This is a genomic window from Ilyomonas limi (assembly GCF_005233845.1).
GTDB classification, from domain to species: domain Bacteria; phylum Bacteroidota; class Bacteroidia; order Chitinophagales; family Chitinophagaceae; genus Ilyomonas; species Ilyomonas limi.
Window position 1 is genome coordinate 187,577 of the sequence record NZ_SZQL01000004.1, and the last position, 23,372, is coordinate 210,948.

Sequence of the window (23,372 nt, forward strand, 5' to 3'; positions counted from 1 at the left end):
TAATTTTTAGCTTACCAACTTATTGATTACTGCATATACTTTGTTTAATTCTTCTGCCGTAATACAATAGGGCGGCATTATGTACACCGTATTGCCAAGTGGCCGCAGGTAAATGCCTTCCTGTAAACATTGTTGTGTGATTACATTGCTAATATTGTTCAGATATTCATCAGCCCCTTCTGTGATTTCAAAAGCTATAATTGTTCCCAAGCAGCGTACATTCTTAATATTTTTCTTAGTATAAAGTTGCTGAAGAAAGTGTTGATGTTGCGCTGCAATCCATGGTATTTGTTGCAAACATTCTTCTTTTAACAGCAAATCCAAACTGGCCAGGGCCGCAGTACAAGCCAATGGATTGGCAGTGAACGAATGACCATGAAAAAAGGTTTTCAGTTTGTCATCCTGCACATAAGCGTTATATATTTTATTGCTGCAAGCCGTAACACCAAGTGCCATCGTTCCGCCGGTTAAACCTTTGCTGAGGCAAATAATATCCGGCGTACACGCCATGTATTCGCTGGCAAATAATTTACCTGTTCTTCCAAAGCCGGTCATTACTTCATCGGCAATGCAAATAATGTCTTTGGATTGTACGAATTGGAGTAAATCATTCATCCATGTTGCATCATACATTTTTATTCCGCCTGCTCCTTGCACCAACGGTTCGTATATAAAAGCCGCAATATTTTCATGCTGCTGCGTAATAATTGTTTTAATGTTTTCAATATTATGTTCATCCGGCACATCAATAAAAACAACTTCAAACAGTAACTCGTGAAAAGCAAGTGTAAACACACTTCTGTCGCTCACGCTCATAGCACCAAATGTATCGCCATGATACGCATTAGTAAAGGCAAGAATTTTTGTACGGCTAACCGGTAACCGGCTACCGGCAACCGATTGCTGGTTCCACCAATATTGAATAGCCATTTTAAGAGCCACTTCGGTAGAAGTAGAGCCATTATCGCTATAAAATATTTTTGAAAAGTTGCTGGGTAATATTTGCAATAAACGCTCGGCAAGCGCTACTGCCGGTTCGTGCGTAAAGCCTGCAAAAATAACCTGCTCCAACCGTAAGGCTTGCTGGTGAAGCCTTTCGGCAATATAGGGATGCGCATGTCCATGCAGCGTAACCCACCAGCTACTGATGGCATCTATATAACTATTATTCTGTTCGTCAAAGAGTAAAGTGCCTTTGCCATGGGTAATAGCAATAGGTGAAGGCATATTTTTTTGTGGCGTAAAGGGGTGCCAGATTACTTGTTTATCGCGCGCTGCTAATGTCATGTGGCAAAAGTAAATATCTATTTACCATTGCGTTTCTTTTGGATGAATGAACCTATTTATAATTACGACATTATTTGCTATGCTATAAATAAATATGGAAATCTATTTATTTTAAAGCTTCTTGCTGGAATAGGAATAATGTTGCGGATGCCCCGAAAGTTCCTTGTAGCATTTTTATATTTCATATATTAGTTCCTCACCCAAGCCGTCTCTTTGCTCTTCATACCCATTATATGCTTCATTTGTTACATCTATCCCCTTTTCTAATTATAAGATTCAAATATTACTTTAAGAGTTGTCTTTGTAGAATTATTTCCTTCTCACAGATATAAGCTTTACTCTCAACTCGAAACCATTTTTCTCTTTTTTATCAAATTCCTTTCTCTTTTTCCGAAAACTTATAATCTTCCTCCTTATTATTATATGCTTTTACCATTGCATACATCATTTTGCTAAGTGTTCATCGGCTTCATCTATATATTGAAGCGATTATTTGCGCATTGATACCGTCTCCATGTTTTTTGTTTTATATAAAAATAATTTCAATAATTACAGTCAACCTCGGCTGTTATGCATTTCGTATCTTCGTTGTTTAAACGTTGATAAACTACATGAGTACAGAATTGCAAAAGCCAATTGTTGGTTTCTCCATTGGAGACCTCAATGGCATTGGACTGGAAGTTATTATAAAAACACTCAGCGACAACCGCATACTGGATATGTGTACGCCGGTTGTGTTTGCCAATACTAAAGCTATTAATTTTTATAAAAAAGCATTGCCCGATGCTAATCTGAATGTGCAGGTAATAAAAGATTTTACACGCCTGCCAGGCAAACAGATAGCTGTATTTTCCTGCTGGGACGAGGATGTGCAGATAACGCCCGGACAGCTAAACGAAACTGGAGGTAAATATGCGTGGCGCTCGTTGCAAACGGCCACACAGGCATTAAAAGACGGCCATATTGATGGGCTGGTTACTGCACCTATCCACAAAAAAAATATACAAAGCGAAGAATTTAATTACAGCGGCCATACGCCTTACCTTAAAGCGGCTTTTGAAGCGGAAGATGTGGTAATGCTGATGGCTGCGGAGAATCTGCGCGTAGCACTCGTAACGGAGCATGTGCCCATCAGCGAAGTGGCGCAACACGTTACCAGGGAAGCGATTGTGCGCAAGCTTAAAATATTGAATTATAGCCTGCAAAAAGATTTTGGCATAGAAAGGCCAAAGGTTGCAGTGCTGGGTTTAAACCCACATGCAGGTGACGAAGGCCTGGTAGGCAGCGAAGAAGAAACGATTATTAAACCAGCTATCAAAGAAGCAAAAGCACAGAACATTATTGCTTACGGCCCTTACAGTGCCGATGCTTTTTTTGCCCGCGGCACCTACGAAAAATTTGATGCAGTGCTGGCTATGTACCACGACCAGGGATTGATTCCTTTTAAATCGCTATCTATTGGTGAAACGGTTAATTATACCGCTGGCTTACCGATGGTGCGCACCAGCCCCGACCATGGAACTGCTTTTGACATTGCCGGTAAAGGCATTGCCGATGCATCATCTATGTTGTCGGCTACTTTTTATTGCATAGATATTGTGCGCCGCCGCACGGTGTACGACGAAACGCACAGCAATCCGTTGAAACGCATGAGCCATCGGGTACTGGCAAATGCTGAAGATGAAAAGGTGGAAGAAGGCTTATAACTGCCTGATTGGTAAGGAAATTGTTTGTTGTATAATTGCGGACAGTCATGTACAAAATGGTGTTTAAGTATAACAGACATTCATTCACTCAATAAACAAAATCCCATGCCTTTTCTTGCTAACGACGACTTACGAATAGACATCAGCACACAGGGTGCCGAGCTGCAAAGTATTTTTAATAAACACACCAAGCTGGAGTACCTGTGGAATGGCGACCCGGCGTATTGGGCAAAGCGTAGCCCGGTGTTGTTCCCAATTGTAGGTGAGCTAAAAAATCACCAATATATTCATAAGGGAAAAACGTACCCGCTAAGCCGTCATGGTTTTGCGCGCGATAAGATGTTTACAGTATCTGACCATGGCGATCATACGGTAACGCTCACCCTTACCGATTCGTCAGAAACACTGGAAATATATCCTTTTCACTTTAATTTTTCCATACAATATACCATTGACGATAACCGCTTGTACGTAGTGTATGAAGTGAAAAATACCGGCAAGGATACGATGTATTTCTCGGTGGGCGGGCATCCTGCATTTAATGTGCCGCTGACCGATAAAACGGATTTTGAAGATTATTATTTAGTGTTTAGCCGGGTGGAAAATACCCCGCGTTATCCTTTATCATCCGATGGATTGATAGAAGCACAGCCTGTTCCTATGCTGCATAATGCTGAGAGGTTGCCCTTAAAGCGCAGTTTGTTTTACGAAGATGCCATTGTATTTAAGCACCTGCAAAGCGCCAGTATTACACTGGAAAGTGATAAAACAGACCATGGCTTAATATTTTATTTTGAAGATTTTCCTTACCTCGGTTTGTGGAGTAAAAGGGACGCAAACTTTTTGTGTATTGAGCCGTGGTGCGGTATTGCCGATAGCGTAAATGCCACCGGCGTATTAACCGAAAAAGAAGGAATCATAGCCCTTACGCCTGGTGAATTGTTTGAACGGCAGTGGAGTGTGGAGGTGTTTTAAGATGAGATATAAGACTCAGGATACAAGTTTATGCCGTTGAATAGAAATTGCAGGTAAAGGTCTTTGCTAATGGTAATCCGGACTTTTGCAGGCGCCATTGCGAGCGCCGGCAAAGCAATATGTGGATAGTAGCAAAATCAAAATAAGCCTGCAATGGTTGAACTTATAAACTTTTAATAAAGCACTCAATAAGTCATAATTATTGATTTAAAACTATTAACAGATTGCTTTGCTTTCTGCTTATATTTTGAAAAATGGTGTTTAAAAATGCTTATTCAAAAACACCTCATACACTTTTCTCCAGGAAAGCCATTCCGGCTGTTCGGTAAGAAAATGATTGTGGAAAATAGTAATAAGATTGCCGTTTACCTCTTTTACAATAGCACAATATTGTTCTAATTCGTGCGCTGCTTTTTCTGGTGTTAACTGCTGCTCAAAAATTGCATTCGCATCCATATAGCAAAAAGGGTGAAGGAGTAAATGGGTAGCTTTATCGCGCTCCACATCGTACCAATAAAATGGTGAAGTTGCCGATGCCCGAAACCCATTAGTACTGCCATAACCCATAGAGTAATCGTGGGTTATACCGGCATCTGTCAACAGCCGGCACGTTTGCGGGAGTATCATTTTTATATAATGCTGGCGGCTTTTTGTAATACGCTTGCCTGTAAGATGATGCAGCAACTTTATTTCCTTCCACAAAGCATCAAAGCTTTTATTGCTTTGCCACGATGGGTGAATGCCTATCGAATAGCAATCGGCATGATGGGCAATTAATTGCTTCATAGCAGGTGCATGAGGCAAGTTGTTTTTATCATAAGCTTTATTTTTCTCAGCTAAAAGAAAAAAATAAACGGGGTCTAAATGATGTTGATTGTGCAAATTGCACAACCATTCAAATGTATCAAAAGGATCTTTCTTTTTGCCGGCAAGCACATCTATCCTTTCGTTGACTGCTTTTATATTGCCGTTCCTTATAGCTTTTATCAAACCGCCGGCGGCTCTTATAAAGCCTTTGGCTTTATAGCTAAAAGCAATGTCCACATCATACGTTGGAATAAACTGGAATGAAGCGGGTGGATTGTTTTGCGGTGAATATTGGTACTTTTTTGAGACCAATAGCAGCAGTTTATTCCACCACATATTTACCAATGGCAAATGCAAAAAATGCTCCCTAAAAGCAAGGCTATTAATGTGAGCATATCTTCCAAATTCATCTTTGGCGTGTGGCAGGTACTCTTCGTAGCGGCTGATTAAATAAAACGTAGCTGCAAAAATGTCAAACGAAATATCGCCGCCGGTTCTGAAAAAAACTTTCAATCCCTGCCAGTCAAAACATTCGATTATTTGCTGTGTAATGTTTTTTTCAAATAATAAATCAACAGGTTGAATGTGCAATTCTGACGCTGAAATGCGTTCTGCCGAGTAATTGATTTTAAAGCCGGAATGGCTTTGATAAAGAGCGGAATTGTTGGTGAGTTGTAGTTGTTTATTAAAAAAAGTATCGCTTACAAAAGCAACAATATATTGCAGGCGTGGTGTTGTGGTATTAGTAAAAACGAGCGCACTCATGCCGGCTTATAAATGTCTTTTAAAGTAAAAGATAATTGTAATTGTTTAAAATCAATGGTGTCATTGTCCTGTGTAAAAGCATCGGTTATCCATTCGCCGTCTTCGGTTTTATGGTAAAATATTATCATTTGCTGCTCTGGTTCTACGCACAAATAATATTGCAGTGTTTCCAGTTTTTGATACTGAATGAATTTATCTACAAGACTAAATTTTCTTGTTGATTCAGATAATACTTCCACAATCAAAACAGGTTTTTCAGCATAATAGCGTTTTGCATCCTTTTCGCACACCATTACATCAGGATAAAAATAATTACCGTCGGGTGTACGTACTTTGTAGCTTTCAAAAGTAATAAAATAGTTATCCTTATTCAAAACCCCGCTAAACAGCAAGATAAACTGCAATACAATATTGTTGTGAAAAATAGATATTCCACGCATTTCATATAAGTTGCCATTAATTAATTCATGCCGTACCTCGCTCTTTTCTTCAAACAAAAAATAGTCTTCATCGGAGGTAAAATCTATTTTGGTAATCACACGTTTCATACTGCTGTTTTCGGTTGTTCAAATATAAGCATAACTCCCTGCTGCCAGTTTTATTTATGGGTAATTCCTGTACACTTATCCTCAATTCTCACGCGACCAACTGTTTTGGCTATTTTTTAACCACCTGCTTAACCAATTCAGTTATTTTTGCTCGCCTTAAAATTAAATATTTAAGGAACCAACAGGATATGAACAACTGCGTAATAAAAAATTTTTTGCTCGCTACGCTATTTATAATTCCGGCTTTTTTGGTGCATGCCCAGCAAGATACAACAGCTGCCGCTAAGATGCTTGCTGATACTACTACGCCTGTAAAAAAGAAAAAGGCCTGGCAAAAGCTCGACCTTAGCAACCGTCCCAACGATCATTTGATGATTCAGTACGGTATGGATAGCTGGGGAAATGTACCTGATAGCATTAACACGTCTGGCTTTTCGCGTCACTTCAATATATATGCTATGATTGACAAGCCTTTCAAAAACAATCCGCACATGAGTATAGGTGTTGGCTTAGGCATTGGTAGCAGCAATATTTTTTTCAGCGATACGTATGTCAATCTAAAATCGCCAACCACTACATTGCCATTTACCAATGTAACGCTCAGCGATGCCAACCATTATAAGAAGTTTAAACTTACTACGGTGTATGCAGAACTGCCGGTAGAATTGCGCCTGGTGGGCAACCCCGTAATGCCCGATAAAGGTTTTAAAGCGGCATTAGGGGTTAAAGTGGGTACACTGCTCGACCAGCATACCAAAGGCAAAAATGCCATAAATAGTAGCGGTAACACCATCTACGGCACCAAGTACATTGTGAAGGAAAAAGACAAACGTTTTGTCAATTCTACGCGCGTAGCGGTTACCGGCCGTATTGGCATTGGCAATTTCTCCATAGACGGAGCATACCAGGTTACCAATTTCCTCAAAACAGGCGTTGGCCCGGTCATTCACCCGTATTCTATCGGGCTTACAATCAGCGGATTATAAGTTTTGTATAAATATACCCGGTGCCACTGCATACGAATACATGCAGTGGCATTTTTATTTGCTTTTCATAAGCATAGTACCCATTTGTGCATATCTGTCCATTCGCAACCAAACAACAACTTTAAACATCAGGCATTAAGCCTTAAACTGTATTCCCTGCTTCTTGCCCTTAATCCCTTCTTGCTTTATTCCTTTTTTCGGTTCAATTTTGGCATTTGATTTTATTTCAAAAATGATTTTGCTTTTATAAAAAAATAATTACGCCTTGATAGATAAACAACAAAAAGTAAAACACGCAGAAAGAGCCATTTTGGTTGGATTGATACAAAAAGACCAAACCGATGTGCAGGCGCATGAATATATGGATGAGCTGGCTTTTCTTGCTGAAACGGCTGGCGCAAAGGCTGTTAAACGCTTTACGCAACGGCTGGCACACCCCGACAGCCGCACGTTTGTAGGCCGCGGCAAGCTGGAAGAGATAAAAAATTATGTTGCCAGCAAGCACATAGATATTGCCATTTTTGACGATGAGCTGACCGGCTCGCAGATAGCCAACATCGAAAAAGAACTGGGTATTAAAACTATAGACCGCAGCGACTTGATTCTGGACATCTTTGCCCGCCGTGCCCGCACCGCGCAAGCTAAGGTGCAGGTGGAACTGGCACAATATCAATACATTCTTCCCAGATTGCGTGGTATGTGGCAGCACCTGGAGCGGCAGGGCGGTGGTATTGGTTCGCGCGGCCCTGGTGAAACAGAAATTGAAACCGACCGCCGTATTGTAAAAGATAAGATTTCGCTGCTCCGTAAAAGACTCATAGAAATAGATAAACAATCTTCTACGCAGCGCAAGGAGCGTGGCGAATTAATCCGCGTATCGCTCGTGGGCTATACCAATGTGGGCAAAAGCACCATCATGAATTTATTAAGTAAGAGTGAGGTTTTTGCTGAAAATAAACTTTTTGCTACGCTGGATACGACTACGCGTAAGATTGTTTATGAAGGCACCCCTTTTTTGCTGAGCGATACGGTGGGCTTCATCCGCAAGTTGCCACACCATTTGGTAGAAAGTTTTAAAAGCACGCTGGACGAAGTGCGTGAAGCGGATATTTTGCTGCATGTAGTAGATATTTCGCATCCGCAGTTTGAAGAGCACATGGGCGTAGTAAACAAAACCTTGCAGGAGTTACATGCTTTTGACAAGCCAATACTAACCATCTTCAACAAGATGGATTTGTATGAGCAAAAAACATTTGACGAATGGCTGAACGACGATATCAAGGAAGAAATACTGCGCGATTTAAAGGAGAAATGGGAACGTGCAACAGATGGCAACTGCATCTTTATTTCGGCAACTGAGCGTATGAATATTGATGCCTTGCGCGATATGATCTTAAATAAAGTAAGAGCAATGTACCGCATTCGTTACCCGTATAAAACAGAGTTTTATTACTAAAATGCTCGTGGTTTAAAACCAACAACACTTAGTTAAAAGGGAGTGCTATTTTAAGTAGTATTTGGCTCCTTCAGGATTAAGCTGTATTTATTAGTTTATATAACTTCAATAACGCTGTTATCGCTTTGGTATTTTATGCCTCGAAGCCTGCCATGATTGTAGCAGAAGATTTAAATGAATGTACTTTAAATCCTGTAATGGTGAAATGATAAACCCTGGGGCATAAGCATTTCGCAGGATAAAAGCCTAATTATCATAGAAATATCATTTTATCCTTTAAAACCACCGCAAATATTATTTATAGATTTATTCCATTTTTCCATCGGAATAATCGTTGTTTCTTTGCGGTTCTAAATTTACCTGATGCGAATAGGAATTGTTTGTTATCCTACTTTTGGCGGCAGTGGTGTACTGGCAACAGAGCTTGGTAAAGCACTTGCCGATAAAGGACACCATGTACATTTTATTACTTACCAGCAACCGGTGCGGTTGAATGTTTTTAATACCAATATTTTTTACCACGAAGTGCATGTGCCTACGTATCCATTGTTTGATTATCCGCCATACGAAGTAGCACTTGCCAGCAGTATGGTAGATGTAATTATGAATCACGATCTCGATTTGCTGCACGTGCATTATGCCATACCACATGCTTCGGCGGCTTTTATGGCTAAGCAAATTGTAAGAAAAAGTGGTCGCGATATTCCGGTGATTACTACGCTGCATGGCACCGACATTACGCTGGTGGGCAGAGATAAAACCTACGAGCCGGTAGTTACTTTCTCTATTAATGAAAGTGATGCTATTACGGCGGTATCGCAAAACTTGCGGCAGGAAACATATTCTTCTTTTACTATCACCAAAGAAATAGATGTCATTTACAACTTTGTAGATGTAAGCCGTTTTAGTAAAAAACCTATTGATGCTTTCCGGAAAGTTATTTCGCCGCATGGCGAAAAAGTACTGGTGCACGCTTCCAACTTTCGTAAAATAAAAAGGGTGGAGGATGTGATAAAAATATTTGCAGCGGTACGCAAGCAAATACCTGCTAAATTGTTGATGATTGGCGATGGCCCCGAGCGCCCCGGCTGCGAAACACTGGCAAGGCGGTTAAAGGTGCATGATGACATACGTTTTTTGGGCAAGCAGGAGCAAATGGAAGAGATATTTGCAGTATCCGATTTGTTTTTGTTGCCTTCGGAATACGAAAGCTTTGGCTTAGCTGCATTGGAAGCCATGGCGGCGCACATGCCGGTGATAAGCTCTAATGCGGGTGGCTTGCCGGAGATTAATATAGATGGCGTAACCGGCTATCTGGCAGATGTGGGTGATACTGCTACAATGAGTAAGTATGCTATTAAATTGTTGAGTGATGATGAATTGCTAAACACCTTTAAGCAACAAGCATTCGATAATGCCTGCAAATATGATATTCACAACATTGTACCGCAGTACGAAGAATTGTACAGCCGTTTTTGTACCATGGAGTGCAGCAAAGCCGAAGACGAAGAAGGATATTAGTGGTATGCTAAAGTCAATAAGGTTGCTATGTAAAGGCTTTGGGCTATAAACAAACTATTGCAGGTTATTCAACCTGAAAGTAAACTACCAGATTACTTTCAAACCATCTTCTTTATACAGTTGTATATTTTGATTGTTGCTTATTAGTGTGTAGTTGTTATTGATAGCAATCCATATCAGCATACGGTCAAAAGGATCTTTGTGATGGATAGCGGTGAGGTGAAAAAGCGAACTACTGTCATTTATAGAAAGGTTTTCAAGTCTAAAGCCGGGATCAATAATTAACTGAGGTAAATCATCCGGCTGCAGATTGCCCAAACCAAGTTTATTGGAGTTGTATTTTATTGAAATTTCCTACAAGTTGACTGCACTTGTAATTATCGTGTCTGCGTATCAGAAAGAATTTGCTGAACTGTTTGAGATAGCTTTTCAGGTTCAAACAACAACCAGATAATAACATGTGTATCCAACAGATAAATCATATTTCAAATTCTTCTTCGGTTGTAATATTAAAATCGTCCGACATAAAGTATTCCTTCCCTTCTAAAATTCCTAATTTCCGCTGAGGTACATTTTCATCTTTTGGTACCAATAAGGCTTTTATTTCTTTTTTCCTGCAATATGTAATGCCTGTTTTTTCACCTTTTTCTACATACTTCAAGGCTTCTAAAAGGTGTGTTTTCAATTCACCTATGCTCATTGTTTTCATAAAATGCCTTTTTCAAAAGTAAACTTTATTTGTCAGGTTTATAAGCGGTTGTCATTATCCTGTATATTCCATACACTCATTAATAACCAAAAAAGCGCTTCTGCAAGGAAGCGCTTTTTTGGTTATTAATATTCTTTTTATAAAACATTAAAACCGATACTTACATAATACAACCCACCTACATAAGGATTGCCAAATGCATTGCGATAGTAATGATTGGTAAGGTTGGTAGCGCCCAGCTTCAACATGCTTTTGGCTTTAATCAATTTATAGCTGATTTGTGCATCCAAAGTACCAAATGCCGGTATAGTGCCGGTGCCAAAAGTGCCTTGCCAAAATACTTTATCCTGCCACTTGTAAATAATATTATATCCTAAACCTTTAAACACGTTATCGTTGGAAAAACCAATGTTGTAGCGGTATTTTGGCGTATTAAAAAAAGTAACTAATCCTGCCGGAACGTCGTGCAACTCATCTGAATAAACATTACCGCTTAACAGGTAGCCTTTATTAAATTTATAATCCAAACCAATACCCCAGCCAGTAGCTTTAACGGGGGTATTGCTGTTGGTAACAAACGAAAAGTTGGATGAAGTAAAAGGACTTGCCAACTCAACAACCGAAGTGGCAGGATTGCCGCTTGCACCTCTGGCCACAGCTACACGTGCAATAAAATCGTTGTATTTGCTGCTGTAGAAATAAGCATCAATGAGTAATTGTTTGGCAATAACACCGCGATAACCTATTTCAAAAGATTCTACTGTTTCGGGCTTTACGGTGGTAAACTGATAAGCCTGCAATTTGGTTGGATCGCCGGTACTACGGAAGGCTGCTATACTGGTGGCAGTATATACCGGATTGGTATCGAAATGATAAAAAGCGGCAAAAGAAGGCAAACCACCAATCAGCTTGCTGCCGGGCGAATTGAGGTTGATATATTGATCTTGATTATCAGGAAAACGATATGCCTGCTGGTAAGATAAGCGAATATTGTTGTCGGTAGCTACTTTTATGGAAGCTGCAAAGCGTGGTGTAAACCGGCCTTTGAAATTTTCGTTCTTATCATACCGTCCGCTGGCTGTCAGCTTCAATACATCTTTAAATAACTGCTTTTGCAATTGCAGGTAAGCGCCGTATTCATTTATCTTGATTGGCCCAGCGGTATCGGCAAATATGGTTCCTTTGGAATCGAGATTGTACAGCCGGTAGCTGGCGCCAACTAATACGTCAATCACTTTTACATATTGACTTACATTTAATTGCCCTTCCGCCTGGTACAAGTCAGATTGGTCGGCAAATTGAGCGCCGCCATGGCCAATAGGTAATGACTTAGCTTTATCAAAAGCCTGATTGAAATTGGTACTGCCCGGCAAAAAGCGGCCAGAATCGGCTTTGGAGCGTGCGTAAGCATGGGCTTGATCTGCAGGTGTTCCCTGGAGAACGGCACCAGAATAATTGCCGACATATTGTGCAAACCAATCTGCATCAGGTTTCCACGCATTGTTAACGGTAAGTGCGGCAATAGTAGAGGCATAAGAATCTCCCGAATTTTCCTGCGTGGTATAAGCTCTCACAAACCAGTTGCTGCTTCTTACTTCCAGGCGGTACTGACCCATTGTAAAGTTTTTAAGTGAGTAACGGTCTGCGCCGGTGTACACTGTTGAGCCCATACCCCAGTTGCCGGTTAAAGAAGCTTCGGTGTTGCTATTCAATTTGTAATATAAACCACCGGACACTTTTACATTATACGTATTGTAGTCCACCAAATCAACTTCATCATAACCGGTGCGGCTTACATTCTGCGGATTTCCTTGTGCATCAACATAAATATTGTTTTCAAGGCCAGCCGCAAATGGTCTGAGCGGCGCAAGGCTGGGGTCTGTTGATGTGGCAAAATAGTTGATTATCTCGGCTTGTGTAGGCGGACGTCCATAAGCCTGTGTAAGCGCGGCTGTAACCGGCGCTAATGCCGGATTTGACGGACCAAACACCACAGCCTGCGCAAACGCATTCATACTTGCGCTGGCTTCATCGCCAAACACATTTACACCATCATAGTTGGGGTCGGTAGTCCGGTTACCCGCTTTTGTATTACTCAATACATTGTTGCGGGCCAGGTTGGTTTTGTCATTCGCTACCCAATCGTTTGCTTTTATAAACTGGCTGCCGATTTTAAAAGCAAACTTGTCAGATACTTTTTTGCCCCACCTGAAGCTAATATCATGATATGGCGTAGCCTTATGCCGCGGATCGCCAACGTGCATAATGCCCTCTTTTACCTGTGCACTAAAACCCTGGTATTTGAATGGGTTTTTGCTGGTAATCAACAGTGTGCCATTCATACCGCCGGAGCCATACAGTGCAGATGAGGAGCCAGGCAACAATTCCATATTATCCACATCCAATTCGGTAAGCCCAATGATGCTGCCTACCGAAAAGTTAAGTGCCGGTGCTGCATTATCCATACCATCTACAAACTGGTTGAATCGCAGATTGCCGCTGCCATTAAACCCGCGTGTGCTGGGTGTTTTAAAGGTAAAAGAAGAAGTAGTGATGTCCACACCTTTGAGATTGCCCAGCATATCGTAATACGAAGTAGCTGGCGTATTGCGGATGGCAGTAGCATTTACTCTTTCGATAGATACCGGCGATTCCATAATACGCTCCGGCACACGGCTGGCGCCTACTACAATCTCTTGTCCTAATGCGTAAGAAGGTGTAAGTGTAATAGATAGTGGCTCGGCAGTACTGCTCACTGTTACCTCTTTGCTTTCGTAGCTGATAGATGAAATAACAAGGGTTATTGGTAATGCTTGCGTAAAAGATAGTTTGAAAAAGCCTTTATCATCAGTATAAGTACCGATGGTGGTGCCTTTTAGCAATACCGATACAGCCGAAAGTGATTCGTTACTTGCTTCGCTTTTGATGGTGCCAGATATTGTATTGGTGTTTTGAGCAATTGCTTTTGCAGAAATAAACAGTACAAAAAACAAACATGCGTGTACTAATCTCATAAAGCAGTTTTTATATGTTAAGCAAAATAGGGATTGTTGGTAATTTGATAAGCAAATTAGTTATATTTTCTCATTATTTACCTGGCTTATTTATAGCATAATTGCATACCCGGATTATGTAGATAATTGGTTGAAATTTCCTTTCTGTAAATAAAAGTGAAATACGTGGCGGCGCTTTACTTTTGCAGTATGATGTCCCACCAGTTTACCAATCAAACGGCCTTTTACAAAGGCAAAGTAAGAGACGTATATTACATAGGCAACGACCGGCTGGTAATGATTGCCAGCAACCGTATTTCTGCTTTTGATGTAATACTGCCGCGACCAATTCCTTACAAAGGGCAGGTGCTCAATCAGGTTGCTGCATATATGCTGAATGCAACGAAAGACATTTGCCCCAACTGGCTAATAGCTACACCGGCACCCACGGCTGCTGTGGGCAAAAGATGCGAACCTTTTAAAATAGAAATGGTTGTTCGTGGTAATCTTACCGGCCATGCATGGCGCACTTACAGCAGCGGTAAGCGTACACTTTGTGGCGTGCCATTGCCTGATGGAATGAAAGAGAACGGTTTTTTCCCAACACCTATCATCACCCCTTCTACCAAAGCTGCCGAAGGGCATGATGAGGATATTGCCAAAGAGGAAATTATTAAGACCGCACTGGCTACTGAAGAAGAATGGAACACGCTCCAAAACTATGCGCTGCAACTGTTTGAACGTGGCAAACAAATAGCTGCACAGCGTGGTTTGATATTGGTAGATACGAAGTATGAGTTTGGTAAAATAGGTGATGAAATATATTTAATGGATGAAGTACACACGCCCGATTCGTCGCGCTATTTTTATGCAGATGGCTTTGAGGAAAGACAGGCGAAAGGGGAACGTCAAAAACAATTGAGCAAAGAGTTTGTGCGCGAGTGGCTGATTGCAAACAACTTCATGGGCAAAGAAGGACAAACCGTTCCGCCTATGAGCGATGAGTGGGTAAACACTATCAGTAAGCGCTATATAGAACTGTATGAACAGGTAATTGGAGAACCTTTTACACCTGTTGATATGAGCGATGAAGAAGTGTATGAAAGGGTGGAAGCCTATTTAAAAAATAGATGATAGTTATTGGGATATAGATGACAGATTGGAACCAACTTCAATTGCAACTTACTGTTAGAAGTTATTCTATATTTTGTCAACTTTTCTCTCTCAATCCCGGTCTCAATCGCACTTTCGATTTATTAAAGATATTCTGTCCTTTATCTATACCTTTTCTTATTTCTTTTTGCCGCTCTACCGGCATGTGAATGGTGTCTTTGCATTCCACACTACAGCAACCTGCGTATTTTTCGGCACATTCTTCGCATTGAATAAAGAGTAAATGACAGCCATCGTTTTTGCAGTTCACATGTGTATCGCACTGCTTGCCGCATTGGTGGCAACGAGCTATCACATCATCCGTAATGCGCTCGCCCAGGCGGTTATCAAAAACAAAGTTTTTACCTATAAACTCACTTTTCAATTGCTGCTCTTTTACCTGCCTGGCATAGTTGATGATGCCGCCTTCCAAATGGTACACATTTTTAAAGCCTTTGTGTAATAAATAAGCACTTGCTTTTTCGCAACGGATACCACCCGTGCAATACATAATAATATTCTCCGATTCCTTTCCCTTCAGCATCTCCACTGCCATTGGCAATTGGTCTCTGAAGGTATCAGAAGGTACCTCGAGTGCATTTGCAAAATGTCCTACTTCATACTCATAATGATTGCGCATGTCCACTACAATAGTACCTCCGCGTTGCAGCAGTTCATTCATCTGCGCGGCGTTTACATACCTGCCTTTGCGCTGCATGGAAAAGGTTTCATCGGTAATGCCATCTGCTACAATCTTGTCACGCACTTTTATCTTTAATACCCAAAACGATTTACCATCGTCATCTACAGCAATATTCAGCCTAACACCGTTTAACGGCTCAATGGAATAGAGATAATTTTTGAATGTTTCATAATGGCTTTGTGGTACACTTATTTGCGCATTGATACCTTCTTTGGCTACATAAATGCGACCAAATACTTTCAGTGCTTCCAGTTGCTTATACAATTCATTGCGAAAATCCAGCGGATTTTGAATTTCAAAATAGTGGTAAAAACTAACGGTGGTACGCGGTTCTTTTTCCTCGTATAAACGCTTCTTCAGCTCTTCTGCCGAAACACGGTTGTGTAATACTGCCATAATTTTAAATTTCAAGACATCAGGACAAATAACATTGCCAATGTTCTATTTTACAAACAGACCCGTTTGCAGGACGGGCGAAATTTTTGTGGGTGCGAAGATAAGTATAGCATTTAAAATAATAATTATACTGATTGCTTACTGATGAAACTGATACAAACTTCAATTTATGCTAACAAAATAAAATTTCCTCAGATCTGTTGCTTGCTATGTTAGAAGTGTGCTATATGCGTTCTTTTGAAAACATTCATCAGCAATATCAGTAAATACATCAGATTCATCATTTTAAAATCTTATCAATCTTCCTTTTTGCTCGTTAGCAATCCTGCCGCAGAAAATGTAATGCCGCTGGTATTGTGCCCTTGCGGTTCGTAGGTTTGAATGAAATTAATGCGGAATATTTTAAGTATATTATCTATTGCCAAAAAGTATTCATAGTATTGTTTGTCTTTCAAGTACAACGCATTGCCACCCACTACAAAAAACCAGTTCCAGCGTCGCATCAGCGGAATTTTATTCGTGAGTAATCCATTCAAATGATATTCTACATGCGCTTCGGTATAAAATTTATTGGTGTTGCCAAACGCATAATATGGCATTAACTGAAAACTATTTAAATACTCCGTTGCAGCAACACCGCGGTTGGCATAATAGTATTGATAATCGGGAAGAAAGACGCTTTTGCGGTTTAAAAAACCACCTGCCATCACGCGATAGCTAAACGTACCGGCAAGCTTTAAATCCACATCATCGGTTACATTTCCTGTCCATTTGGTATAGTTTACATCGCTGCCGGCAAGGCCGTGAATGCCTTGTGTAAGCGATGCGCCAAAGGCGGGATAATCAGAGCCGATGTTTATTTTTCCCGAAGGCAGTTCAATGTATTTTGCACCGGGTTGCCAACTTATATTTACCGAAGCAATTGCTGCCTGGTGATGCAGAATGTTACTATTGGAAATCTCGAAAGGATAATTAGGTGTAAAATGTACCCTTTCTTTAGCTAAATTAAACATGTGGTAATCAGTAGTGTTTTGCAGCGGATAGCGGTCCTGAAACTCGCCGGAAATGCCCACTGTAAAACCATTGCCAATACCTTTGGTAAATGCCAGCTTGCCAAAAGCCGCTTCATATATTTTCATATAATTCCGCCTGAAAAGTAAAGAGCCGAGAGTATTGCTGAAAGAAGTAATTGGCTGATTGTTGTTGAACTGAAACACGCGCCTGCCACCGGAGAAATAAAAGGAGTTGGCATATCGTTTTCCCCAGTTGTAATTGCCGGTAAGGTGCGCATTAAAGTGTTCGTTGCTAAAACCATATCTTAATGTGGGGCTGATAAATAACGACCTTCTGCCAGTGCCCCAGCGCTTGGTAATGTCGGGCGAGAATATAATATCTGCACCTTCTACCGTGTTGTAGTTAAGTACATTAATAAGCGGATCGAAAGTATAAGTGAGCTTTTCTCTGGTGTGAATAAATGTTTGTCCGGTAAGGATTAATGGAATCACCTTAGGCTTATTCTTTTTTCTATCTACAGAATCTATATAGTGCGGACTTTGCCTCAATATTTCTAAACTGTCCTTTTTTCGATAATCTTCTTTTTCAATCGCATTTAAAGGCACCGGGCGAATGGTATCCCAATATGGCGCAGGCTTTTTGTTGCTACTGTCGGGATATTTAATAATGACATTGTTGAAAAAGTTTTTATCAAAATGTGGGTTTAAATTGTAGTTGCTGTACACCTGCACAAAATCGCCATACCCCGAAAAGCCAAACAAATTCATAGATGGATAAATTACCTGTTGCTTTACCATCCACGTATTGCCAACCGGTATGTATTGCTGGTCTATTTTCAATGTATCCAGCAGTTGCATTTGCTGTTCTTTGAGAATGGTAAGCTGCACACTGTAAATGCGCCAGCTATCTTCAATAATGTTGATGTAACCGTTAAAAGTTGGCTCATAAGCATGTTTTGGAATAACACGGATATGATTAATCATTAATCCATTATCGTAAAAAGTTCCATTCAGTTTATAATCATAAAAGTCAAGTGCGTTATCGCCAATAGGCGATACAAAGCCACGTGGGTTAAGGTTTTCGCCAATCTGTATATTGTTGTTGTAAAAAGAAATGATTTGAGGAAAACTTAAACCATAACCACTACTGTTGCCGCTTACGCGGGTGGAAATCACTTCCACTTTTTCTTTATCCGGCTCGCTTTTTGAATAGCGCGCAACCGTTTCGGATAAAAAAAGGGTTTGATTTTGAGCCGTATCGGGTAAATCTACTTTTTGTCCTAAAAAACGCTGCGGATGACTACGCAGCTGCAGCCTCCCTTTGATGTACACATCGCATTGCAATGCCTTTATTTCGTGTTCATATTCCGGACGTTTTTGTATTGCTTTGCGAATAATGGCATACGCCGGATTTTCGCCACCGGAATGTACGGTAACGCCGGAAAGATTGTATTGCTGCAACGGCAGATTGATGTTGATATTTACATCGGCATTGCCAACACTTACTTCTACTTCGCTTGAAAAATACCCAATATGCTGGCATGCTAAAGTGTATTTTCCGGGTTGCACTTCTATGCTAAAAACACCCTCGGCATTGGCAACTACGCCGGTAGTGGTGCCTTTGATAGTAACAGACGCAAATGGAAGTGGCTGACCTAATTCGCCGGTAATGCGCCCGGTTATTTTTTGTGCAGCTACGGCAAGTGTCATCAATAAATAAACTAATAATAAAGGAACTTTTTTATAATCTCTTTGCTTCATATCATTATCTCAATAACGCCGTTTAGCTGCCAAAAGTAATTGTATTGCGGGCTTTTGAACTACAAAGACGGGAAGAGCACAGAGATGCACAGCGTAAATAGATTAGCTCTCTTTTATTTTTAAATTTATAAACTTCTCTAATTTTCCTCATCATCCTATTCATCCCGGGAATTCCGGTTCAGACCTTCCCCTCTTTCAGGTAGCTTCCCGTCAATGCTGCCATGCCCGATAGTAAGCCGCCGATAATAGCTGTTGTAATAATCAGCGCCATGTACGAGCCGTTAAAAGGCAATATTTGCGCCACTTTGGTAGAAAGAATATGCTGGTTGGGATTATCCAGTACAACCGCGTAAATACCCCACAGCAGCAACAAGGCTATAAAGCCTGCCAGGAAAGCTTTCCAGGGTTTTTGATGAATAAAAACAGCCACTATAAAAGAAGCAATGACAAACGACCACCAAGGTAAAAATAGTGGTAAAAAATAACCAAATAAAGCGGTAAACAGCAACGCAACAATAAACTTCATATGGTGTATTTAAGAGTGGGTGAAAGTAATTTTTCCTTTGGTGTTTTGTGTAGAAAAATGGTTTTTTGGCAGTATTTGCAGCCTGCGGTATTTACCCGTTGCCCAATCATCAACCATATTATCGTAGTAAGGACTGCCTGGATTACCACTCTGTCCGCCGGGATAAATACCGTATGCATTCGTTTCATCCGTAAGCTCTACAATCATGCGCCAGCTTGGCCCGTGATCTTTATAAAAGGCATTTAAAATGTGTACGCCGCCGCCTGCATTGATATGTAAATCGCTCAATGCCGGTATGCCCAGTAAATGCTTAACGCCACCATCTTTAAATTTGCCCCAGGCCAATGAATCTTTCTCCTCTGCATGTTGTATTACCGGCATTATTTTTTTAAACGCTTTCATCACTTCGTCCGAAACAGTTTCTTTTTGCGGAGTAGTAATGTCATCGGCAAATTCGTAAGCCGTATCTTTTAAGAGGCCTTCTAATAACGTGCTGTGCTCAACATTCGGCATTGGCAAAGTAGTGCGTGAAAATTCATCCCGGTACATACACTGCATCAAACTGTCCCACCACGTTACAAAAATGCTGGCGCCGGGTGCATCGGCATCACTGCTTAAATTCCAGGATTTGTATATATCAAAATATTTTTTTTCAATACTGTTCAGCTTTGTTTCATCCATATTCTTTAACAATACAGGCCGCGCCATTTCCGCAAAAACGTTGTAATTGTAATTCTGCAAATGCATCATATCATCAACTGTAATATTTTGCATGGCACGTAACCGCCGGTTGAGGATAAAGCCGCGATACATCTCGTAAGAGCCGCCCATGTAATAGGGGTAAGACGTATCGTAAGGATATTGATTGGCACTGCTTACGAAGCCGCGTGCAGGATTGAGCATAATCACATTTTCGTTACGCGGAACAGTACCCTGCCACGCATATTCATCATTATTCCCTTCCATTATAAACTGTCCTTGCCGCTTCCATTTGGCCGGGAAAGCACCTTGCTGCGAAATAGCAATGTTGCCTTTTTTAGAAGCAAACGCAAAGTTTTGTCCGGGTGTTTGGAAAAAGGAAATAGCATTTACATAATCGTTATAATTTTTTGCTCTGTCGAGCAGCATAAAAGTTTTGCCTTCGTTGCTGCCTGCGTGTGCGCTCCATTTTATTGCATAGTATTTATTATCGTGCATTTTATCGCCATAACTATGGTCATACATTACCGGTCCCCATACGGTCATCGCTATATTTTCTATTGCATCGGGCTTTCCTTTTATTTTAATTACTTCTTTTCTAAAAGTAGTGGGCTGCCATTTGCCATTATACCAATATTCACGCATTGTACTGTCTTTAAAATGCACTTCGTAATAATCTTTCACATCGCGCGAAGCATTGGTAACGCCCCATGCACAACTATCATTAAAGCCTATGATAACCGAAGGCGAACCAGGGAAGCTTACGCCATATACATTATACTCCGGTGTGGAGATCTGCACTTCAAACCAAAGCGAAGGCAGGTTGAGACCAAGATGCGGATCGTTGCAAAGAATGGGACTGCCGCTTGCTGTTTTGCTGCCGGCAACAGCCCAGTTGTTGCTGCCATTATTTTTATTGGGAACAATAGGCTTTAGAGGTACACCTACGCTGTCATTAAAATGAAAATACAACGAATCGGCATCGGCGGGTGGTTTTGGTGTAATTGCGGGTGGTGCAAAAGCAGTGCCCTTGGGAATGATTGGTTCTAATGAGTCCTGCCCGTAAGGAAAGAGTTTGTTGAATTGTAGCTGCGTAAAATAATTTCTGGCGTTGGTCATCTCAAAGTCCTGCTCGTAACCGGCTAAATCGTACGCCATAAATTTTAAAAACAACGCCGTTTTCATGTTTGTCCACGGCTCGGGCGCATAGTTGAGAAGCTTGTATTCTAAAGGATAATTTTTCTCCGATAAACTGTTGATGTAGCTGTTAACACCGGCTGTATAAGCATCGAGTGCCGCTTTGTAAGATGGGTCACTTTCTATTACTTTCAACGAATTTTCAGCAGCATATACCATTCCCATGCGCCGGAAAAATTTATCTATTGCCAAAAAATTTTTACCCGATGCAGAATCACCCATTATTTCACTCAGCCTGCCACCTGCTGCATAGGTTTGAAATTCCATTTGCCACAAACGAAACTTTGCATGTAAATACCCTTGCGCAAAGTAGGCATCGGCATCGTTGTCGGCATAAATATGCGGAATCAGATTGCTGTCCAGATACACTTCTGTATAGCCTCTCAAACCGGCAGATTGGATGTTGGCGTCATAGCGTTTACTTACATCTTCGGCATTTTGCCAAAAGCCGGTTTGTGGTGATAAGAAAAAGCCCAGACGTGGTGTTTTGCTGCTGCCAACCGGCAGTTGTATGTTGAATAATACTATTAATGCAATGGTAATAACAGCACAAATAAAAAATGGCACAACTCTCATAAACGGCGTGTTGGGTATAAAAGGGCAATTTAAGAAAGAATGGAATAAGTAGGATAGGAGCGTTAATTAAGTTTTATTACCATCATCATTACAATATCACCATTAAGCATAAACAATATACAATAAAAAACCTCTCAAAAATAAAGGCTGCCTCTAACGGTTGCTTGCCTTATTGAAAAAACCACTTACTGCTGTTTTTCTGTTTACAGAAAACAGCAGTAAAAATTTAATTGCTTATTTTTTAGTGGAATCTTTCTTAGCTGCTGCAATAGAGTCAACAGATGCATCTTCCTGTTGGTTGATAGAATCAATCTTACTTTTTTGTGCACTGGCAACAGAATCTACCACATCTTTTTGTTGTGTTTGTGCAGAATCAACTGCATTTGAAGCAGAATCCTGCGCATTGCTGGTTGAAGTGCCATTACTGCAGGAGGCAAAAACACCTAATGCAAAAACAATGAATAGCTTTTTCAAAGGAATATTTTTATCTGTTTGAGATTAATTACATGTTACAGCAAAAACAACTTGCATAAAGAAAGATTCGGAGGAGAAGCTTACTGGTGTATCATGCTGTTGCAACTCTTTTTTTATGCAGAAAGATTTCGGCCATCATGCAACGTACACTGCCGCCGCCAACGGTCTCAATAGTATCAATATTTACAGGCAATAAATTGGTGTGCTCCTGTAGTTGTTGCTTTTGCTGCCCGTCCAGACTATTGTAAGCTTGCTGGCTAAGTATGGTATAAAGTACACCATCATTACTCTTTACCTGCAGCATATTGCCGGCATAATGATGCACCTGCTCCATACTGATGTTTATAATTTTATGTCCTGTTTTATTAAGTGAATCCACTACTTGTTTTCGCTCTGTTTCATCTTTAATTGTGTCTAAACATATTACTGTATAATCCACTCCTATATGCATCATTACGTTGGTATGATATACTTCAATACCTTTTTCATCCATAGCATGAAAACTCACTGCTGTGTAGCCATGCGCTTGTGCAAATTGTTCCAGCAAAGTTTTATTGGTGCGGGGCGAAAGGCAGGCATAAATTATCTTGTTTTCATGGTCTATGATCATGCTGCCGGTGCCTTCCAAAAACAAGTTGTCGGCATCGTAAGTGGTCCAGTCTTCGGTGTTGGTTACAATATAATTATCTTTTAAAGTTTGTATTAGATCGTTACGCACTTCTATGCGCCGGTTGGCAGTGTGCATGGGAAAAGTTGCAACAGTGCCATCCTGCAAAGTGCAAAACCAGTTGTTGGGAAATACGGCATCCGGCTTTACCGGGTAGGGCGTGTCTTCAATTACCAATACATCAATACCATGCACTTTTAATGTATTGGTAAAGCGGTCAAACTCCTCTACTGCTTTTACCTGCACTTGGTGTTCGCTCATCGGCACACTGCCCTGAAACACATTGCTGGCCGCCGTTTCGGCGTTAAATCCAAACGAGGCAGGACGTATCATGAGTAGGGTAGTGGCGGTTTGTTTCATTGTTTTTTTGTTTAATGTTTAAAGTTGGGAATGATGAAGTCCGCAATATTTCCTCGCAATACATAAAATTATCTCCGAGCTATTTAATAAATTTT

General features: G+C 40.7%; 18 protein-coding genes. 6 read left to right on the plus strand and 12 right to left on the minus strand.

What is annotated here, in order from left to right; translation table 11 throughout:
• Nucleotides 1-6 precede the first annotated feature (6 nt).
• Nucleotides 7-1,287: an adenosylmethionine--8-amino-7-oxononanoate transaminase gene (bioA, locus tag FC093_RS07195; RefSeq protein ID WP_137261073.1), complete on the minus strand. Its 1,281-nt coding sequence runs from the start codon at nt 1,285-1,287 to the stop codon at nt 7-9.
• A 611-nt stretch (nt 1,288-1,898) separates the two neighbouring features.
• Between bioA and pdxA the strand changes: the two genes are divergently transcribed.
• A complete protein-coding gene (pdxA, locus tag FC093_RS07200; RefSeq protein ID WP_137261074.1) occupies nt 1,899-2,993 on the plus strand; it encodes a 4-hydroxythreonine-4-phosphate dehydrogenase PdxA in 1,095 nt (364 codons plus the stop codon).
• 105 nt (nt 2,994-3,098) lie between these two features.
• Entirely contained in the window at nt 3,099-3,968 is an 870-nt protein-coding gene (locus FC093_RS07205; RefSeq protein ID WP_137261075.1) for an aldose 1-epimerase family protein, read from the plus strand.
• Nucleotides 3,969-4,229: 261 nt separating this feature from the next.
• Here the strand turns inward: FC093_RS07205 and FC093_RS07210 are convergent, their stop codons facing one another.
• Together FC093_RS07210 and FC093_RS07215 are read right to left on the minus strand one after the other, a co-directional pair.
• Entirely contained in the window at nt 4,230-5,540 is a 1,311-nt protein-coding gene (locus FC093_RS07210) for a polysaccharide deacetylase family protein (RefSeq protein WP_137261076.1), read from the minus strand.
• Nucleotides 5,537-6,088 carry a Uma2 family endonuclease gene (locus tag FC093_RS07215; protein WP_137261077.1) on the minus strand — a complete coding sequence of 184 codons (552 nt, stop codon included), beginning with the start codon at nt 6,086-6,088 and terminating at the stop codon, nt 5,537-5,539. Before FC093_RS07215 ends, FC093_RS07210 begins: the two co-directional genes overlap by 4 nt.
• A gap of 188 nt (nt 6,089-6,276) precedes the next feature.
• Here FC093_RS07215 and FC093_RS07220 point away from each other — a divergent pair, with 188 nt between their 5' ends.
• The 3 genes from FC093_RS07220 to bshA all read left to right on the plus strand — a co-directional run bounded on the left by FC093_RS07220 (nt 6,277) and on the right by bshA (nt 10,051).
• A complete protein-coding gene (locus FC093_RS07220) occupies nt 6,277-7,074 on the plus strand; it encodes an outer membrane beta-barrel protein (protein WP_170971021.1) in 798 nt (265 codons plus the stop codon).
• Between the two features lie 265 nt (nt 7,075-7,339).
• A complete protein-coding gene (gene hflX, locus FC093_RS07225; protein ID WP_137261079.1) occupies nt 7,340-8,530 on the plus strand; it encodes a GTPase HflX in 1,191 nt (396 codons plus the stop codon).
• Nucleotides 8,531-8,893: 363 nt separating this feature from the next.
• Entirely contained in the window at nt 8,894-10,051 is a 1,158-nt protein-coding gene (gene bshA / locus FC093_RS07230) for an N-acetyl-alpha-D-glucosaminyl L-malate synthase BshA (RefSeq protein ID WP_137261080.1), read from the plus strand.
• An 84-nt stretch (nt 10,052-10,135) separates the two neighbouring features.
• On the opposite strand, the gene FC093_RS07235 is transcribed toward bshA, so the two are convergent.
• From FC093_RS07235 to FC093_RS07245, 3 genes are all read right to left on the minus strand, one after another.
• Nucleotides 10,136-10,369 carry a PIN domain-containing protein gene (locus FC093_RS07235; RefSeq protein WP_137261081.1) on the minus strand — a complete coding sequence of 78 codons (234 nt, stop codon included), beginning with the start codon at nt 10,367-10,369 and terminating at the stop codon, nt 10,136-10,138.
• A gap of 160 nt (nt 10,370-10,529) precedes the next feature.
• Nucleotides 10,530-10,760, minus strand: a complete 231-nt coding sequence (locus FC093_RS07240) for a type II toxin-antitoxin system Phd/YefM family antitoxin (RefSeq protein ID WP_137261082.1) — start codon at nt 10,758-10,760, stop codon at nt 10,530-10,532.
• Between the two features lie 137 nt (nt 10,761-10,897).
• Nucleotides 10,898-13,774: a TonB-dependent receptor gene (locus FC093_RS07245; RefSeq protein WP_137261083.1), complete on the minus strand. Its 2,877-nt coding sequence runs from the start codon at nt 13,772-13,774 to the stop codon at nt 10,898-10,900.
• A gap of 189 nt (nt 13,775-13,963) precedes the next feature.
• On the opposite strand from FC093_RS07245, the gene FC093_RS07250 reads away from it, so the two are divergent.
• Nucleotides 13,964-14,887: a phosphoribosylaminoimidazolesuccinocarboxamide synthase gene (locus FC093_RS07250; RefSeq protein WP_137261084.1), complete on the plus strand. Its 924-nt coding sequence runs from the start codon at nt 13,964-13,966 to the stop codon at nt 14,885-14,887.
• 76 nt (nt 14,888-14,963) lie between these two features.
• Here the strand turns inward: FC093_RS07250 and trhO are convergent, their stop codons facing one another.
• The 6 genes from trhO to ctlX form a co-directional block, all read right to left on the minus strand.
• A complete protein-coding gene (gene trhO, locus FC093_RS07255; protein ID WP_137261085.1) occupies nt 14,964-16,004 on the minus strand; it encodes an oxygen-dependent tRNA uridine(34) hydroxylase TrhO in 1,041 nt (346 codons plus the stop codon).
• A gap of 296 nt (nt 16,005-16,300) precedes the next feature.
• Nucleotides 16,301-18,778: a DUF5686 and carboxypeptidase regulatory-like domain-containing protein gene (locus tag FC093_RS07260; protein ID WP_137261086.1), complete on the minus strand. Its 2,478-nt coding sequence runs from the start codon at nt 18,776-18,778 to the stop codon at nt 16,301-16,303.
• Nucleotides 18,779-18,956: 178 nt separating this feature from the next.
• Entirely contained in the window at nt 18,957-19,304 is a 348-nt protein-coding gene (locus FC093_RS07265; protein ID WP_137261087.1) for a hypothetical protein, read from the minus strand.
• Between the two features lie 9 nt (nt 19,305-19,313).
• Nucleotides 19,314-21,776, minus strand: coding sequence for a penicillin acylase family protein (locus tag FC093_RS07270; protein ID WP_137261088.1), 2,463 nt, complete (start codon nt 21,774-21,776; stop codon nt 19,314-19,316).
• Nucleotides 21,777-22,010: 234 nt separating this feature from the next.
• Nucleotides 22,011-22,250 (minus strand): hypothetical protein, encoded by a 240-nt coding sequence (locus tag FC093_RS07275; RefSeq protein WP_137261089.1) that lies wholly within the window; start codon nt 22,248-22,250, stop codon nt 22,011-22,013.
• Between the two features lie 91 nt (nt 22,251-22,341).
• Nucleotides 22,342-23,277: a citrulline utilization hydrolase CtlX gene (gene ctlX, locus FC093_RS07280; RefSeq protein ID WP_137261090.1), complete on the minus strand. Its 936-nt coding sequence runs from the start codon at nt 23,275-23,277 to the stop codon at nt 22,342-22,344.
• Nucleotides 23,278-23,372 lie beyond the last annotated feature (95 nt).

What these genes read in the sequence shown, in the direction of transcription:
- FC093_RS07205 (WP_137261075.1), top strand. Translation starts at nt 3,099, where the DNA reads ATGCCTTTTCTTGCTAACGACGACTTACGAATAGACATCAGCACACAG.
- trhO (WP_137261085.1), bottom strand. Translation starts at nt 16,004, where the DNA reads ATGGCAGTATTACACAACCGTGTTTCGGCAGAAGAGCTGAAGAAGCGT.
- FC093_RS07270 (WP_137261088.1), bottom strand. Translation starts at nt 21,776, where the DNA reads ATGAGAGTTGTGCCATTTTTTATTTGTGCTGTTATTACCATTGCATTA.
- FC093_RS07260 (WP_137261086.1), bottom strand. Translation starts at nt 18,778, where the DNA reads ATGAAGCAAAGAGATTATAAAAAAGTTCCTTTATTATTAGTTTATTTA.
- FC093_RS07210 (WP_137261076.1), bottom strand. Translation starts at nt 5,540, where the DNA reads ATGAGTGCGCTCGTTTTTACTAATACCACAACACCACGCCTGCAATAT.
- FC093_RS07215 (WP_137261077.1), bottom strand. Translation starts at nt 6,088, where the DNA reads ATGAAACGTGTGATTACCAAAATAGATTTTACCTCCGATGAAGACTAT.
- ctlX (WP_137261090.1), bottom strand. Translation starts at nt 23,277, where the DNA reads ATGAAACAAACCGCCACTACCCTACTCATGATACGTCCTGCCTCGTTT.
- bshA (WP_137261080.1), top strand. Translation starts at nt 8,894, where the DNA reads ATGCGAATAGGAATTGTTTGTTATCCTACTTTTGGCGGCAGTGGTGTA.
- FC093_RS07250 (WP_137261084.1), top strand. Translation starts at nt 13,964, where the DNA reads ATGATGTCCCACCAGTTTACCAATCAAACGGCCTTTTACAAAGGCAAA.
- bioA (WP_137261073.1), bottom strand. Translation starts at nt 1,287, where the DNA reads ATGACATTAGCAGCGCGCGATAAACAAGTAATCTGGCACCCCTTTACG.
- FC093_RS07245 (WP_137261083.1), bottom strand. Translation starts at nt 13,774, where the DNA reads ATGAGATTAGTACACGCATGTTTGTTTTTTGTACTGTTTATTTCTGCA.
- pdxA (WP_137261074.1), top strand. Translation starts at nt 1,899, where the DNA reads ATGAGTACAGAATTGCAAAAGCCAATTGTTGGTTTCTCCATTGGAGAC.
- FC093_RS07265 (WP_137261087.1), bottom strand. Translation starts at nt 19,304, where the DNA reads ATGAAGTTTATTGTTGCGTTGCTGTTTACCGCTTTATTTGGTTATTTT.
- FC093_RS07240 (WP_137261082.1), bottom strand. Translation starts at nt 10,760, where the DNA reads ATGAAAACAATGAGCATAGGTGAATTGAAAACACACCTTTTAGAAGCC.
- FC093_RS07220 (WP_170971021.1), top strand. Translation starts at nt 6,277, where the DNA reads ATGAACAACTGCGTAATAAAAAATTTTTTGCTCGCTACGCTATTTATA.